This is a genomic window from Bacteroidales bacterium, from assembly GCA_023228145.1.
GTDB lineage: Bacteria > Bacteroidota > Bacteroidia > Bacteroidales > CAIWKO01 > CAIWKO01.
On record JALOBU010000004.1, the window covers coordinates 1 to 15264 of the forward strand.

Below are 15264 nucleotides of genomic sequence, written 5' to 3' on the forward strand. Positions count from 1 at the left end.
TGCCAGCGTTGTGCTAAAGGATTTGGCAAGCAATGAAACTATCAATGTAAGAACTAATTCATACGGAGAAGTGCTTTTGCCTCTTGATCATAAAAGCATTGGCGATAGTTTACGTTATCAACTTAATTTAAGTAAAGAAGGTTATGTCTCCAAAAAAGTTACTCATAAAAGCATCCTAACTATAGGAGAAAACCTGATTAAGGCAGTTATCGGAAAAATTGAAATGGGCGTTGATTTAGCAAAGGTTATAGAAATTAATCCGATATTTTTCGATTTCGATAAATACAATATCAGACAGGATGCGGCTGTAGATCTGGATAAAATTGTTAAAATTATGAATGAATATCCGAATATGGTAATCGAGTGCGGCTCTCACACCGATTGCCGCGGAAGCGTAGCATACAATAATGTCCTTTCCGATAACAGGGCCAAATCATCCGTAGAATACATTAAAAAACGCATTGTCAACACGGAACGTGTCAGTGGTAAGGGGTACGGAGAAAGCAAACATGTAAACCGCTGTAAATGCGAAGACTCTTATGTTGTAACTTGTACAGAAGACGAACACCAAATGAACAGGCGAACCGAGTTCCGGGTTGTCGGCTTTTTAGAAGGGAAAGATACTATCAGCAATATTGCCAAGAATGTTAAGGTTATCTACAATTTCCCCAAGTTAAGCAGAAGCTATACAACGCCTCAATATATAACATTTGAAAGTAACGAGACCAATAATGAGGAAGCAAATTTGAATAAAGAAGAAGTGATTTATCGTATTCAATTATGTGCCATCACCACAAAGCTACCCTTCGACAATCCGCTGTTCAGGGGTTTAGAAAACCTGAGTGTATACAAGAACAAAGGGTTATATAAATACACCTGGGGTGCAACCAATAGTTTAGGCGAAGCTGAAGTTTTGAAAAAACAAATGCAGAAAAAAGGATTTAACGATGCATTTATTGTTCCGTTTTATAAGAACAAACGTATCCCCATGGATGAAGCACTTCAAATGGGGTCGAAATAATTTGCTTTAAAACGCCGGGGTTCTATTTATTTTATTGCCCTTGAAAGTGTTTTAAAAAATTGTTCTTCCCTATCGGCCTGTTTGCTAATCAATGAGCCAAGTTCTTTTAGTTTTTCTTCGGCAAAATCGCGGTTGCGGCCGAGGCGGGCAGCAAACAAAGAAATTTCGCGCCAGTAGTCGCCGATTCCCATCATTTGTTTTGAAAGATCAGTGATATCCGGATTATTGAGCACTTCGGCTGCCTGTTTGAGGAAAGTGGCATACATAAAACGAAATCCTGCTCCCCCCGTGCCCTGGTCTTCCAACAGGACATTTATTTTAGACAACTGATGCGAGAGATCTTCGTTATCAATGGCAAATTTTGGCCATTCGGTGATATGCCTGGCAAACTTCCTGATACCTTTCACCCCAAGGAAAGGAATAGGTATCTTCAGCATATAAAAGCATGCTTTTTTAATACCGTTTTTCACTGCTTTAGGAAAATCAAAATCTTGGGGAATAAAAACCGGGTAAAACAAAAAACCATTGGGCGCCATACTGCCCCCGGCAAAGCGGCCTTTGGTCAGTGATTCTTCCGATAGCTCCACGATACGCGGATGGTAGCAATCACTGATAAGATAATTGTTTTCATTTTTGCCTACCACATTGATGAAATGAACATTGATATGCACCCTTAAATATTGCGGAAGGTACTCCATAAAAAAGAAATCCACCTGTGTGGCCACTGGTAGGCCTTTTTCAAGCACCCTGTCGAGCCCAGCCTGCGCCTGCTCCGGGGTTTTGAAACTTTCGGTATGGAATTTTACACCCAGTTGTTTGCTGATGTTTTTGCGTATCTGCCCTGGCTTATTTCTAACGATAAATGTCGGGAAAGCAAACCTGGAGTTATTAAAATACCCAAAAAAAATACCGCTGCCAATGCCGAAAACCATAGATTCGCTGATATCCATGCCGTGATATGATAACTGCGAACTCAGGGTGCCTGTTTCACAATGTGCCGACATGCGGTGTTCAAAAGGAATGTTTATGTTCATTTGTTTTTCTCCTCTGTTTTAGTTATCACGACCCATGGGTTTTGCACCTTATGCTGGGCCACACGGAAAGCATCTTTTATATTTTCTTCTTCATGATAAAAATGATAATTAGGGTTTAATCCCGTTGAGGTTTCAATCACCTGAAAAAAATTTGCCAAAGGAATATTAAATGCTTTTGCATATTTCCCCAGGTCCCCTACTCTGGCTTTTTTAAATCCTGATGGTTTCAGGTGGCATCTGACTTTTACCTTGCAAATCTTTGCTCTCCCAGCAAGTTCTGCCACCGTCATCTCTCCAAGCACCATGTAGTAATACACAGGAGTTATTTCTCCTTTATACAGGCGTTCCCTGAGAGTTTTTTCCAGATGGTTTTTTTTATGCCAGAAATCGTCCAAATCGTTTTCGATGATATAAGAGCCGCCCTCGACAGTTCCGTAAGAGCCGTCATTTTTTTCGGCATACAGGATATATTTCTGGACTTTGTAATCGTGGATTACGTCTTTTTCTTTCATGAAATTTTTTTTTCAAATTTAAAAAATTATTTTCTTCTCACAAAAATTAGGAGGGCGATGAGCAGGGAGATGCAGAAAAACGCATTCATTCTGAGCAAGTTCATACCGATATCTTTAAGTCCTGCATCCCGTACAAAAATATCAAGGAAACTGTCGATGCCCCAACGCAGTGGCGAAATGACACTGGCTGCCTGCATGGGTTCGGGCATCATGTACACTGGCAGGAAAATCCCCCCCAATATAGCGAGTATGAGCACCATGAAAGAGCCAAAAATCCCTGCCTGACTTTGAGTGGAAGCAAAGGTGCCAACCAGCAGGCCAAATCCTATTGCAGCAAAGGCAGAAGAAAAGGCAGCACATAATAAGGCGATATAATTAGTGCCTAATACCAGTGCAGGCATGCCGTAAATCAGCGGAAGCAGGTACATACCTGTAACAATCATCAGCAACAATTGAAGCAGACAAATGGAAGCATACACAACAACCTTACCCCACAATATAGTAATGTACTTCACAGGCAGCGTTAAGATGCGATTGTAAGTTCCTTCATTTCGTTCGGTGAGCAAACTGCCCGCCAGGGGAATAACAATAAAAAACATGGCAAACAGGGCGAAGGCAGGAACATTGTTTTGTACCAGCGTAGGTTTGATTACCGCTTTACCGCTTTGGGCATATTGTTCCGCGACAGTAACCAGGTTTTCATTTTCAATGTCATCGTTAAACTTAATTCCATTTCGAATATCTTCCGTCATGTCGAGCTCCACCTCACGCGGCTGGGCATCAATCTGAAAGTCAGCAGGCAGGTATTCGCCCATACGGTTTTTAATTTCTTCAGTAAAAACACCTTCCATTACTTCTAACTGTTGCAGGAGGAAATTTTTTATAGGCTGCTGCAGTTGTGCATTTAACTCATGTGGCAGGGCTTCAAAAAAAGTACTGAGAATAATTTTTATCTCTGCCGAAAGTATAAGCCGCTCCAGAGAGCTTGTTACTGCATTTTTGTATGAGTCGCGTATGGCAGGGTCATAAATTATGCATATGGCTTCATTTTCATGCTCTTTATTTTTCTCAGCTGTTACCAGGGTGTCGAGGGCAAAGCTTTTCTGGATACGTTTTATTGCTTTGGCCCTAGCATTTTCTGTAGCTCCTTTGTTTATTATAATACCCACCTGATAATTTCCTGCTGAAATTTCATTTTGTGCAGTGGTAACATCCAAGTTTTTTCCTTTCAGTTCTTTAATCACATGGAAATATCCGGATTTAATCAGGCCATCTTCGACCGTTTTGCTGAGATATTCTTTATCATTGTCAATAAAAAGAATGTCCGATTTATTGTCGTAAAGTTTTTTAAATGCATTTTCCTGTGTACCTGTAACGGCAAGTATCAACACCATGGGCATCAGAAAAAGTATGATTAGTCCCGGGATATCCCTGATAACCTGAATGTATTCCTTTTTTATGATGGCTTTCAGCGCATTCATGATTAATCTCTCAGCTCCCTTCCTGTCAGTTTAATGAATACCTGTCCCAGGTCGTTGCATCCGGGGTTATTTTTAATCAGTTCCGCCGGTGTTCCGTTGGCAATTATTTTTCCGTCGTCAATTACGGTAACACGATTGCAAAGGTTTTCGGCTTCTTTCATATAATGCGTGGTATAAACAATGGTTTTTCCCGAGCCGTTCAGTTGCTGAAGGTATTCGTAAATGAGGTTCATAGACTGAGCGTCCACTCCCAAAGTTGGCTCGTCAAGGAAAATGATATCGGGTTCATGTATCAGTCCTGCAACAAGGTTTGCGCGGCGTTTGATGCCTCCCGAGCATTTTGATATGCGTTTTTTGGCATGAGTACCCAGCTGAACCACGTCAAGATATTTATCAACAGCACTTTTCAGTTGCCCGCCCTGCAGTCCGTGCAAACGTCCGAAAAATTCCATATTTTCTTTTACAGTTAATGTTGGATAAAGAGCTATCTCCTGAGGTATCAGTCCAATCATATTGTTGAGTTGGCGGTGGTGTTTTCCGATGTCAATGCCGTTGACATAAACACTGCCTGAGTCAAACTTCAGCAAGCCGCAAATCACGGAAATCAGTGTAGTTTTTCCAGCTGCATTGGGGCCGAGCAACCCTAAAAACTCCCCTTCAAAAACTTCCATGTCAACACCCTTCAATACTTCCCCGGGGTTGCCTTTATATGTTTTTATCAGTTTTGAAATCTGGATGATTCCGTGCATACATTTCTGAAAGGCTGCTAAATTAATCAAATAATCTTTAAACAGGAAATGTATTAAACCGATGGATGTAAAAATTTTTCAATCAGTTCAACGGTTTCCACAGGGGCATTGTGCTGTTGAAAATCCCTGCTAATGCGAGAGGCATTTTCTTTATAGACAGGGTTATTAAAAATTTCGCTCACTGCTCTGGCAATTTTTTTAGGTTTGGGATGGCCGGTGCCCAGGTTAATGCCCACCTTGAAATAATTTATTCTTGCAGCAATTTCAGGCTTATCTTCCGAGTCGCCGGCCACTATGAGCGGCACACCATAATTCAGTGCGGTAATCACCCCGCCAAAACCACCGTTTGTAATCATCAGGCTGGCATAAGGCATAATATCAGCATAAGGCATAAACTCCTCGATGATTATATTTTCTTTGGGACATTGTTTTTTCAGATCTTCCATAAACTCCTTCCCTGTGGCGACAAGAATGAGGGCATCCATGTCATGCACAGCTTTCAGGGCGGGGATAATCAATTTGTCATAATCATGAATGTTCACGGAGCCCTGGGTAATAAAAATAACAGGCTTTCCGCTATTTAGTTTGTCAAGCCAGTAAAAATGTTTATGATTTGAATTTTCGGGGATAGCCGGACCCGTAAAATGAATCTGCTGAGGTAAATATTTCCATTTAAATTCAAAAGCCCGGGTATTAAATTTTATAAAGAGTTTGCTAATAAAAATATTATGGATCAGAAAAAAATGTTCCATAGATTTCAGGCCAAGCTGCCTGCGGGTTTTGTTAATATACCTTTGCACTCCGACAAAAAATATTTTCGTTACCATACAGTTCACGATGCGGTTTCTATGAATGCCGTAAACATCAGTTCTAGGGAAAATGCCTGCCCCGGGAAATGGCACTTCATCATCGTAAAAAAACAAGGGTGAATTGCAATACACTATCCATGGTAATTTGTTGCTTTCGGCATAAGGAATAGCTCCGGTAAACCATTCATCCGTGAGGAGCACATCGGCATGAAACTCCTGAAGTATCTCTTTCATGTCGAGGTACTGGCCCTGCATGTTGTCGTAAAATACATGCTTGATGAAGAAGGAAGCATGTCTGAACAGGCTTTTTTCCGGCAAGTTTGGAAATTCCGCACGGATGGTGCTGTCGTGGAAATCCCTGGCTTCTTTAAAAGGAAAAAAACGAGCTCCTGTACTTTCTATAAGCTGCTTGTATTTTTTTCCGCAGTACCAGCATACCTCATGTCCGCGGCTGATAAGCAGCTTTGCCAGCGGGACAGCAGGGTTGACGTGTCCGGAGAGTGGTACCGATGCGAGGAGGATTTTTGCCATATTGTTTGCAAAATTATTAATTTTCTATGATGCTTATAAACGGAATGCTTAGACATTAAATTATAAACAAACCCTGTTAATAAAAAAATTTAGTAAGCACACCTACTCATGCCTGCTTTAGGTAAATTTGCAAAAATTTTCTCTATGACTTTCGAAGCTCACGGATATAATGAAGAGTCCATACGGACACTGGAATGGAACGAGCACATACGGCAGCGCCCGGGGATGTATATCGGCAAACTTGGCGACGGCACCTCACCCGATGACGGCATCTATGTGCTGCTGAAAGAAACCCTTGACAACGCCATTGACGAGTTTACCATGGGGTTCGGCAAAACCCTCGATATCACTATCAAAGAACAGACGGTCATCGTGCGCGACTACGGAAGAGGCATCCCCCTGAACAAACTCGCCGACTGCGTATCAAAAATTAATACAGGCGCAAAATACGATAATAGTGTATTCACAAAAACAGTCGGATTGAACGGGGTGGGTTCCAAAGCGGTGAATGCGCTTTCGGCATTCTTCAGGGCACAGTCGGTGCGCGATAAAAAAATTAAAACCGTTGATTTTGAAAGGGGCTTGATGGTTAAGGAAGAAAAAATCAAAGACTGTGAACTGCAAGACGGCACCATCATTAAATTTACTCCCGACGAAGCGATATTCGGAAATTTCCGCTTCATCAACGAATACGTTGAAAAGATGCTGTGGAATTATGCCTTTCTGAACAACGGCCTTACGATAATTTTCAATGGTCAAAAATTTGTGGCGAAAAACGGCCTGCTCGACCTGCTGAACAACTATATTGACGGAGCCATCCTCTACCCCATCATCCACATTAAAGAAAACGGCTTTGAATGCGCCATCACGCACAGCGCTTCCAAATATAATGAAGAATATTACTCATTCGTCAACGGGCAACACACCACACAGGGAGGCACACACCTGCAGGCATTCCGCGAAGCCGTGGTAAAAACCATACGGGAGTTTTACAAAAAAGAATACGAGCCCAGCGACATACGTGAATCCATTTTGGCAGCCATCAGTATAAAAGTACAGGAACCGGTGTTTGAATCTCAGACAAAAACCAAGCTCGGCTCCCAGCACATTGAACCCAAAGGCCCCGGTATCCGCAACTACATTCAGGATATTATCAAAAAACATCTTGACAACTACCTGCACATAAATACAGAAACGGCAGAGATACTTCAACGCAAGATAATGCAGTCGGAAAAAGAGCGCAAAGAGCTTGCCAGCATAAAAAAACTGGCAAAAGACAGTATCAAAAAGGTGAGCCTGCACAATAAAAAACTCCGCGATTGCCGTATTCATTATAACAGCAACGAAGATCGGCGTTATGAAAGTACGCTATTTATCACCGAAGGTGATTCCGCCAGCGGGTCCATCACCAAATCAAGAGATGTAAACACCCAGGCAGTGTTCAGCCTGAGAGGCAAACCACTAAACTGTTTCGGCCTCACAAAAAAAGTTTGTTACGAAAATGAAGAGTTCAACCTTTTGCAATCCTCTTTAAATATTGAAGATGATATTGAAAACTTGCGTTATAACAACATCGTGATTGCCACCGATGCCGACGTAGACGGCATGCACATACGTATGCTACTGGTAACTTTCTTTTTGCAGTTTTACCCTGAAGTCATCAGGACGGGACATCTGTATATTTTGCAAACCCCACTCTTCCGTGTACGCAACAAAAAGAAAACCATATACTGTTACAGCGATGCTGAAAAAAACCGAGCTATCTCCGAACTCGGCACCAATCCCGAAATAACACGCTTCAAAGGGCTGGGTGAAATCTCCCCTGAAGAGTTTAAACACTTTATAGGTCCGAAAATGCGCCTCGAGCCGGTGATGCTCACCAAAGACTCTCCCATCAAAGGTTTATTATCATTTTATATGGGAAAAAATACCGCCGAACGCCAGGATTTCATCATTGAAAATCTGAAGGTGGAGTTGGATGTCGTGGGGGAAGGTTAGGAGGAAGTTGAAAGTTCAAAGTTAGATGTTAGAAGTTGAAAGTGTTTTTGAATAATATTTCCGTAATTTTATTCGTTTTCTTTTTACAAATCTTTTCATTACTTTTACATCTTAATGAACGATTCGAAAAAAATGAACCGTCGTGAATTTCTGAAGAGTTGTGCCCGTTATGCCGGTACGGCAGCTATTGGCTTTTTTGGCCTCGACACCTTTGCGGAACACAATAAGTATTTAAAATCAAAAAATATGGTTGACATCTGGAAATGGAATACCCTTGCACATTATTATACAAAAGGTCCAAATGGTGTTGTTTGCGGCTTGTGCCCCAATGCCTGCCTGATAAAGCCCGGCGACAAAGGAATCTGCAGGACACGCGTCAACTATAAAGATGAGCTTTACGCCATTAATTACGGCAATCCATGTTCCATAAATACAGACCCTATTGAGAAAAAGCCTTTATATCATTTTTTCCCCGGCACCTCGGCATTTTCGCTGGCTACAGCCGGATGTAACTTCACCTGCCTGAACTGCCAGAACTGGCAGATATCACAGTCATCTCCGTTTGAAACAAAAAATTACGACCTTTTTCCCAAAGAAATAGTTGCATACGCTCTGAGAAATGATTGCAAAAGCATTGCTTATACTTATACCGAACCGGTGGTGTTTTATGAATATGTTTACGACACTGCCAAGCTAGCAAGAGAAAAAGACCTGAAAAATGTTTTTATTTCCAATGGTTACATCAAAGAAGAACCACTGCGAAAGCTCTGCAAATACCTTGATGCCGCCAACATCAACCTGAAAGGGTTCGACGATACCAAACACCGCAAGCTCAACGGCGGAATGCTTGAGCCTGTTAAAAATAGTTTAAAAGTTTTTAAAGATGAAGGCGTGTGGCTGGAAATCACCAACCTGATAGTACCCAGCTGGACCGATGACATGGATATGATAAAAAGAATGTGCGACTGGCTGTACGATTCAGGCTTGCATATTTTTCCCCTGCACTTCAGCAGGTTTTTCCCAACTTATAAACTCACCGACCTGCCCTATACACCGGTGGACACTTTGAACAAAGCACATGACATCGCCCTGAATGCCGGCATCAAACATGTTTATATTGGTAATGTTCCCGGAACAGAATACGATGACACCTACTGTCCGAAATGTAAGAAGAAAATCATAGAACGTAAAGGTTACGTGATACTTTCAAAGCAAATCAAAGGGGGAAAATGCAGTTACTGCGGAGAAAAAATCAATGGCATCTGGGAATGAAAAAAATTAAAATCTTAGCGGTTTTATCTTTTTCACTTCTGCTACTCTGCTGTATATCCTTCACATTTCATCCACCAAAAAAAACAATTTCAGAAGATTGGGAGACGCAGCTCAATTATCTTAATTACCTTATCATCCGCGCATCTTCCATCAATATAATTCATGGTTTATACCTTAATGATGAACAGGAAAAAAAACTTCTGCCTCTTTCACGTCAGATTGAAAACATAGATATTCCAAAGCATACAGGAATAAATTATTATAATGATGACTTAAAAAACATTTGCCAGACTTACGAAAAGCTCATCGAGCTGTTGCTAAGCAAACAACCGCTGAGTGATTCCATCAAAGCTGCTGTAAACACCTGCCGGGAACAACATGCAGAAATAATCAAGCGCAGTTTGCTTGCAGCGCAGGGTCAAGGCTACCAAGCAGAAGGCTGCCTGAAATGCCATGCACCTCCATCGCTATTTCCGAAAGGCAATATATCCGGCAAGGACACAAAACCCATAACTTCCTGCGACAGAAAAGAAATTGACCTCGCACATGTTAAAGGACTGTTTGGGGAAGCAGGCACCTTGTTACTTTGGGATTTGCGCAATGAAGTTGATAATATCCTTACCAATGAACAGCTTTACATATTCAACAGCTTCCGTTGCTGCCTGATACCTCAGGAAGATGTAGCAGACCCGGGTATTTTCGGGCAGTCATTTGTTACCAATGAATGGATAGAATTTTTCAGGAAAGCCCGTACGTTAAATAATAATGAATGGAATGATTATAAAGACCTTTTTCTGATACCACTCAGAGATATCCTGGAGGCAAAATTACCGGGAATAAAAAAAAACGACAAAAAGCGTATGATGCACAGCGCCGAAGCAGTGATAACAGATGCACGCAATATGGATGAAATTGACTTTGAACTGCAGAAGGAAAACCTGTGCGTGCGTTTGAGCGAAGCACTCAATGTTGACATTCTTAATGGAGAAGCAAACCGCCAGAGCGATGAGAGAAAATTTATTGCAGCGATGTTTTTGCTTTTCCCCGGAAGCAGCGATTTATTGAACAATGAGCAATGAGCAATGTTCAATGTTCAATTTTATTAACTACAGGGGCCGCAGAGAGAAAACAGAGGGACACAGTGATTTTTTAAACACATAGGGCACATAGGATACATAGGCACATAGAGGATTATTTTCAATCCGCCACGGCGTATCAATTTTTAATTTTCAATGTTCAGAAAATTTAACATTTTATAAAGTTAAAAATGTAAGATTTTCTATGTCGGGATTACCCCCCGACACTTTTTGTGCGGGACAGTCAGATTCTGCCCGCACTCTTTCCTGCTTGTCATTAGTTCATTATATTCCTAATGATAAATCTGGGTTTAACTTTATGCAATAAAAAAGCCCCGGCCATCAGGCCGGGGCTTTTTATTATATGATTTCCGATGGACATATTATTTCTTCTTAGGAGCAGCTTTCCCAGCCGTTTTCTTTTCGAACAATTTTGCCCACTCGTATTTCTTGCGTTTGCGCCAATCGCCCTTATGATACAGATAACTTGCAATCAACGGGACAACAGTCGTTGCTTCAGCGTACACCATTTGTTCATAAACCGTATCCACTTTTCCCCAAGAAGATGCTTCTTTCAGCGTGGAACTGGAACATGCGCCGTCACGGACATCAGCCACTGTAATCTGAATGGCATATTTGTGCATGGGGACATCAAATCCCAACACTTCGGCACAAACCACAGTGTCCTGAGTGAAATTTTTAGGAACTCCCCCGCCCACCATGAACAAGCCGCTTGTTTTTGCCGCAATTTTGATTTTGGTCAATTCCAAAAAATCCTTTACGGAATCAATACTTGCATGGCTTTCAGGGCGAAGCCATTGATGTTTTACCAGGCCGAAACCCGCGCTGCTGTCACTAAAAGCCGGGCAGAAGATTGGGACATTATGTTCGTAACATGCCTGAACCAGCGAGTTCTTCTTCTTTGCATTTTTTACGAGATATTTGCCCATTTCCCAAATAAACTCCCTGGAGGAATATGCCCGGTGCTCAAGAGATTCAGCAATCTTAAAGATAGCATTATCACAAGCCTGCAACTCTTTCTCATCAATAAAAGTGTCATAAATACGGTCGATGTATAAGCTACGTAGCATGCTGTCGTCTATCCAGGGCGTGCCTTTGTAATGCTTGAATCCAAGGGCTTCGAAAAAATCCATATCAACAATAGAAGCACCTGTAGCAACCACCACATCTATCATATTGTTTTTCACCATGTCCACGTAAATCTGCATGCATCCGCCTGCGCTGGTGCTTCCGGCGAGGGTCAGCATCACGGTACAGTCCTTATCCTTTATCATCCGATCGTAAATATCGGCAGCAACAGCTGTGTCGCGCGAAGTAAACGACATGCCGCGCATCGAATTGATGATGGCTGTGGTGTCCACTTTTTTAATGTCGAAATGTTTAATGGTTTCTTTCAACAGGTCTTTCTTTTTTAATTTCATGATGTTTATTTTTTACTAAATTTATAACTCAGAATTTTATAAATAAGTTTTGATGCGAGAAAATCCGGGGCTTTATTGATTTTATTGGGACAAAGTTCCACCACATCAAAACCGGTAATATTGCTTTTTTTGTTAACCCTTCTCAACAATTTGAGTACTTCATTCCAGTACAAACCTCCGGGCTCCGGGGTTCCAGTGGAGGGCATGATGGATGGGTCGAACACATCCAGGTCAATGGTAATGTAAACATTTTCAGACAACAAGCGTATCACTTTATCCATCCATACAGCATCTTGCAGGCGTTCCTCTGCCAGAAACAAATGCTTTTTGCTGATGTATTGCAGTTCTTCCTTTTCCATGCTTCGTATGCCGACATGCACCACCGGGCAGGATTCCACAGCCCTTGACATGGCACATGCGTGGTTGTAACGGCTCCCCTCATATTCGGGGCGCATATCGGAATGAGCATCCAGTTGCAATACGGTTAGTTTGTCAAATTTTTCAGCATGTGCCCTGATGGCGCCCACACTCACCGAATGTTCTCCACCTATGGTTACCAGAAATTTTTTGTTGTCAACAAATTTTTTTGCAGTTTTAAAAACGGCTTCGGTCATCTTTTCGGGCGAAGAATTTTCCGTTATGGGCTTCGCCGTGTGTATTCCTTTTTTATATACCTCGCTGTCGGTTTCTATGTCGTAAAGCTCCATATTGGCAGAGGCTTCCAGGATGGCATCCGGACCTTTGTCGGCGCCTTTGAGCCAAGTGCTGGTGCCATCATAAGGAACCGGCAGCACCACTATTTTTGAGTTGCTTATTTCCGAAAATTTCTTTGGTATGCCTCCGTAATTTGTTGTTGTCATGCAGTATTTTTTTCTCTTATCACACAGAACTTCCGCCGAAGGCGGATAGTCGAAGCGTGACATTCATTATTATTTTTTATCTCGGCCTTCTCCCCTGCTTACCGGAATATCCGTTATGCAGGCAGTAACTCATTCCCATTGCATTCGGAACAAGTTTAGTTAACCGTAGATTGTTCATTACTAATTATCAAAACCTTGACAAAATTAGTAAATTATGCGATTTTTTAAGTGATAAGTTTTTTGTAATTTCTTATAAAATAATTATTTATATTTGCTGTAACCAAAAACTTAAAATTATGTGTGAGTTACATGAAGTCTGGGGCCCTATCGCCTGTCTTATTCCTGTTTTTCTTTTTCTTGCACTGTGGGAAACAGTCTGGAAAGTCATCGCCATGTGGAAATCGGCCCGCAATAATCATCTTGCATGGTTCATCTGCATTGCCGTGATAAACACCGTTGGCATTTTACCCATTATTTACATTTTGACACACCGTAAAAAAGCTGATGCTGAAAAGCCAAAAACTGAAGGTGAAGCTTAAAAAATAATGTGTACAAAAGGTGTAGCAGTCTCCCTAAAAATAGTAAACCTGCCTGCCTGCAGGCAGGTAGCTTAGCACAAAGGTGAAGCGAGAAACAAGTTAGTGGCAACCCTAACAAAAGAAAAAACACAAAATAAATGGACTTTATAACAATTGACTTTGAAACAGCAAATTCACTAAGAGAGAGTCCTTGCGAGATTGGCTTGACATTCGTAAAAGACAATCAAATAGTTGAGACAAAATCTTGGTTAATAAAACCAATGTTTAACAGATTTGATCCTTTCAACATTTTTATTCATGGTATAAGACCTGAACATGTTGCAGATAAACCCGAATTTAATGAATTGTGGCCTGAAATAAAACCACTTATTGAAAATCAATTTTTAATTGCACACAATGCAGGTTTTGACTTTAGTGTATTGCGCAAGACACTAGACACCTATCAACTGCCTTATCCAACTTTAAATTATTCTTGCAGTTATATTTTTTCAAAAAAAGTTTGGCAAGGACTTCCAGCATATGACTTAAAAACCCTATGCAAAGTAAACAATATTGACCTAATACATCATCGAGCAGGTGCAGACAGCAAAGCAACTGCCGAGTTGACTATAAAAGCATTAAATATTGCTGGGGTTACATCAATTGATGACTTTCCTGAAAAACTTAAAACAACCGTTGGACAAATCTATGACGGTGGATACAAATCTTCTGAAACAAAAAGAGAATATAAACCAAAAGACCTTGCTAAAATTGTTGGCGACCATACAAAGCATAACATTGACAGTATTTTTTATGGCAGAACCGTTATATTTACGGGAACATTATCATCAATGGTGAGAGCTGACGCTCAACAATTGATAGCTGACATCGGTGGTTTAAATGGAAACAGTGTTACAAAAGACACTGACTTTTTAATTGTTGGTCAGCAAGATTACAGAATTGTTGGTGATGATGGAATGAGCAGCAAACAAGAAAAAGCAATAAAATTAATAGAGAAAGGTTCATCGCTTGAGATTTTATCAGAAGATGACTTTTTAAAAAACGTATGACAGAAATTAAGGCAGCCACTAACAAGCATCTGCTTTCAGTGGCGGCGTTGTGGCACGGTGGAAAAAAAAGGGGAAATTTAAAGGGCAGTGCAACATGAAAACGACAGAAAGTTATATCGCCACCGAATAGCAGCAGCCGGAACGTTATGTAATAAAAAACAAGTCAACAAAGCTTTACTTCATCCAAACATTCGTAATCTCTCCTACATACATCGTGTGAAAATCCTTTGAAGGATATACTGTTTTCATAAGGTCCTTATCAACAAAACCCGCCTCTAAGATGGATGTCGCATAAATTTTTTTACATTCGATGATTATCTTTGCTTCCTTGAAAGCCACACTGCCATGTTCTGTTGTAATGGCTGTCAGGCCGGAGTCTTTCATCTTGTCAAAATCCCTGCCTGATACGCTGCCCATTTTTAAAAGAATTTTGCGGTAGGTTTCTTCATAAAATGTCAGTGTAAAATAGTCTTCTTTTTCGGTGAACTGATGAGTGTAGCGCTGTGGCCTCACAAAAATGAAGGTCACGGGTTTTTCCCACAGCCAGCCCAGCCCGCCCCAGCTGGCGGTCATCATGTTGAAGCTGCTGATGTTGCCTGCACATATCAGCATCCAGTCGGTGCCTATCATCTTAATCGTGTTTTCGCTCAGCGACTGCCACCCGGTATTCTTAAAGCCTTCAATCACTGCCGGCGCCTTTGACAGGTCCTGTGCATGTAAACCAAAGCTACAAAACAATGTCAAAAAGCAGTAGAAAAGAAATAATTTTTTCATCTTTAAGTTATTTAATAGGTGCTAAGTTATACATAAGCTGCATTCATTGCATAAGTATGGGCAAAAAATGATGTTTTTTTAGTATCTTTGTACATAGAACCAAAAAGCGAATTATTA

Annotated in this window: 14 protein-coding genes; 6 read left to right on the top strand and 8 right to left on the bottom strand. The window is 41.1% G+C overall.

Annotated features, from left to right (window positions below; genetic code table 11):
• The coding region (locus M0R16_02695) for an OmpA family protein (GenBank protein ID MCK9611791.1) at positions 1-1021 on the top strand (1021 nt) is incomplete at its 5' end.
• A 26-nt stretch (positions 1022-1047) separates the two neighbouring features.
• Here M0R16_02695 and M0R16_02700 read toward each other — a convergent pair.
• The 5 genes from M0R16_02700 to M0R16_02720 are packed head-to-tail and all read right to left on the bottom strand — an operon-like array spanning position 1048 to position 6137.
• The gene (locus M0R16_02700) at positions 1048-2055 is read right to left on the bottom strand and encodes a BtrH N-terminal domain-containing protein (GenBank protein MCK9611792.1); all 1008 of its coding nucleotides are present in this window, start codon (positions 2053-2055) and stop codon (positions 1048-1050) included.
• Positions 2052-2567: a hypothetical protein gene (locus tag M0R16_02705; GenBank protein MCK9611793.1), complete on the bottom strand. Its 516-nt coding sequence runs from the start codon at positions 2565-2567 to the stop codon at positions 2052-2054. The genes M0R16_02700 and M0R16_02705 overlap by 4 nt, the downstream gene beginning before the upstream one ends.
• Before the next feature lie 26 nt (positions 2568-2593).
• Complete coding sequence (locus tag M0R16_02710) at positions 2594-4048, bottom strand: ABC transporter permease (GenBank protein ID MCK9611794.1); 1455 nt, start codon at positions 4046-4048, stop codon at positions 2594-2596.
• A gap of 2 nt (positions 4049-4050) precedes the next feature.
• Positions 4051-4797, bottom strand: coding sequence for an ABC transporter ATP-binding protein (locus tag M0R16_02715; GenBank protein MCK9611795.1), 747 nt, complete (start codon positions 4795-4797; stop codon positions 4051-4053).
• Between the two features lie 53 nt (positions 4798-4850).
• Positions 4851-6137 (bottom strand): glycosyltransferase, encoded by a 1287-nt coding sequence (locus M0R16_02720; protein MCK9611796.1) that lies wholly within the window; start codon positions 6135-6137, stop codon positions 4851-4853.
• 144 nt (positions 6138-6281) lie between these two features.
• Here M0R16_02720 and M0R16_02725 point away from each other — a divergent pair, with 144 nt between their 5' ends.
• The 3 genes from M0R16_02725 (at position 6282) to M0R16_02735 (ending at position 10486) form a co-directional block, all read left to right on the top strand.
• The gene (locus M0R16_02725; protein MCK9611797.1) at positions 6282-8135 is read left to right on the top strand and encodes a type IIA DNA topoisomerase subunit B; all 1854 of its coding nucleotides are present in this window, start codon (positions 6282-6284) and stop codon (positions 8133-8135) included.
• A gap of 132 nt (positions 8136-8267) precedes the next feature.
• Positions 8268-9407, top strand: coding sequence for an AmmeMemoRadiSam system radical SAM enzyme (gene amrS, locus M0R16_02730; GenBank protein ID MCK9611798.1), 1140 nt, complete (start codon positions 8268-8270; stop codon positions 9405-9407).
• Positions 9404-10486 carry a hypothetical protein gene (locus tag M0R16_02735; GenBank protein MCK9611799.1) on the top strand — a complete coding sequence of 361 codons (1083 nt, stop codon included), beginning with the start codon at positions 9404-9406 and terminating at the stop codon, positions 10484-10486. The genes amrS and M0R16_02735 overlap by 4 nt, the downstream gene beginning before the upstream one ends.
• A 380-nt stretch (positions 10487-10866) precedes the next feature.
• Here the strand turns inward: M0R16_02735 and M0R16_02740 are convergent, their stop codons facing one another.
• Positions 10867-11925 (bottom strand): deoxyhypusine synthase, encoded by a 1059-nt coding sequence (locus M0R16_02740; GenBank protein MCK9611800.1) that lies wholly within the window; start codon positions 11923-11925, stop codon positions 10867-10869.
• A gap of 5 nt (positions 11926-11930) precedes the next feature.
• The gene (gene speB, locus M0R16_02745) at positions 11931-12848 is read right to left on the bottom strand and encodes an agmatinase (GenBank protein ID MCK9611801.1); all 918 of its coding nucleotides are present in this window, start codon (positions 12846-12848) and stop codon (positions 11931-11933) included.
• A 233-nt stretch (positions 12849-13081) separates the two neighbouring features.
• Here speB and M0R16_02750 point away from each other — a divergent pair, with 233 nt between their 5' ends.
• The gene (locus M0R16_02750) at positions 13082-13324 is read left to right on the top strand and encodes a DUF5652 family protein (protein ID MCK9611802.1); all 243 of its coding nucleotides are present in this window, start codon (positions 13082-13084) and stop codon (positions 13322-13324) included.
• A gap of 137 nt (positions 13325-13461) precedes the next feature.
• On the top strand, positions 13462-14373 hold the full coding sequence (locus M0R16_02755; protein MCK9611803.1) for an exonuclease domain-containing protein: 912 nt from the start codon (positions 13462-13464) through the stop codon (positions 14371-14373).
• A gap of 174 nt (positions 14374-14547) precedes the next feature.
• Here the strand turns inward: M0R16_02755 and M0R16_02760 are convergent, their stop codons facing one another.
• A complete protein-coding gene (locus M0R16_02760; protein MCK9611804.1) occupies positions 14548-15147 on the bottom strand; it encodes a flavin reductase in 600 nt (199 codons plus the stop codon).
• Positions 15148-15264: the final 117 nt, after the last annotated feature.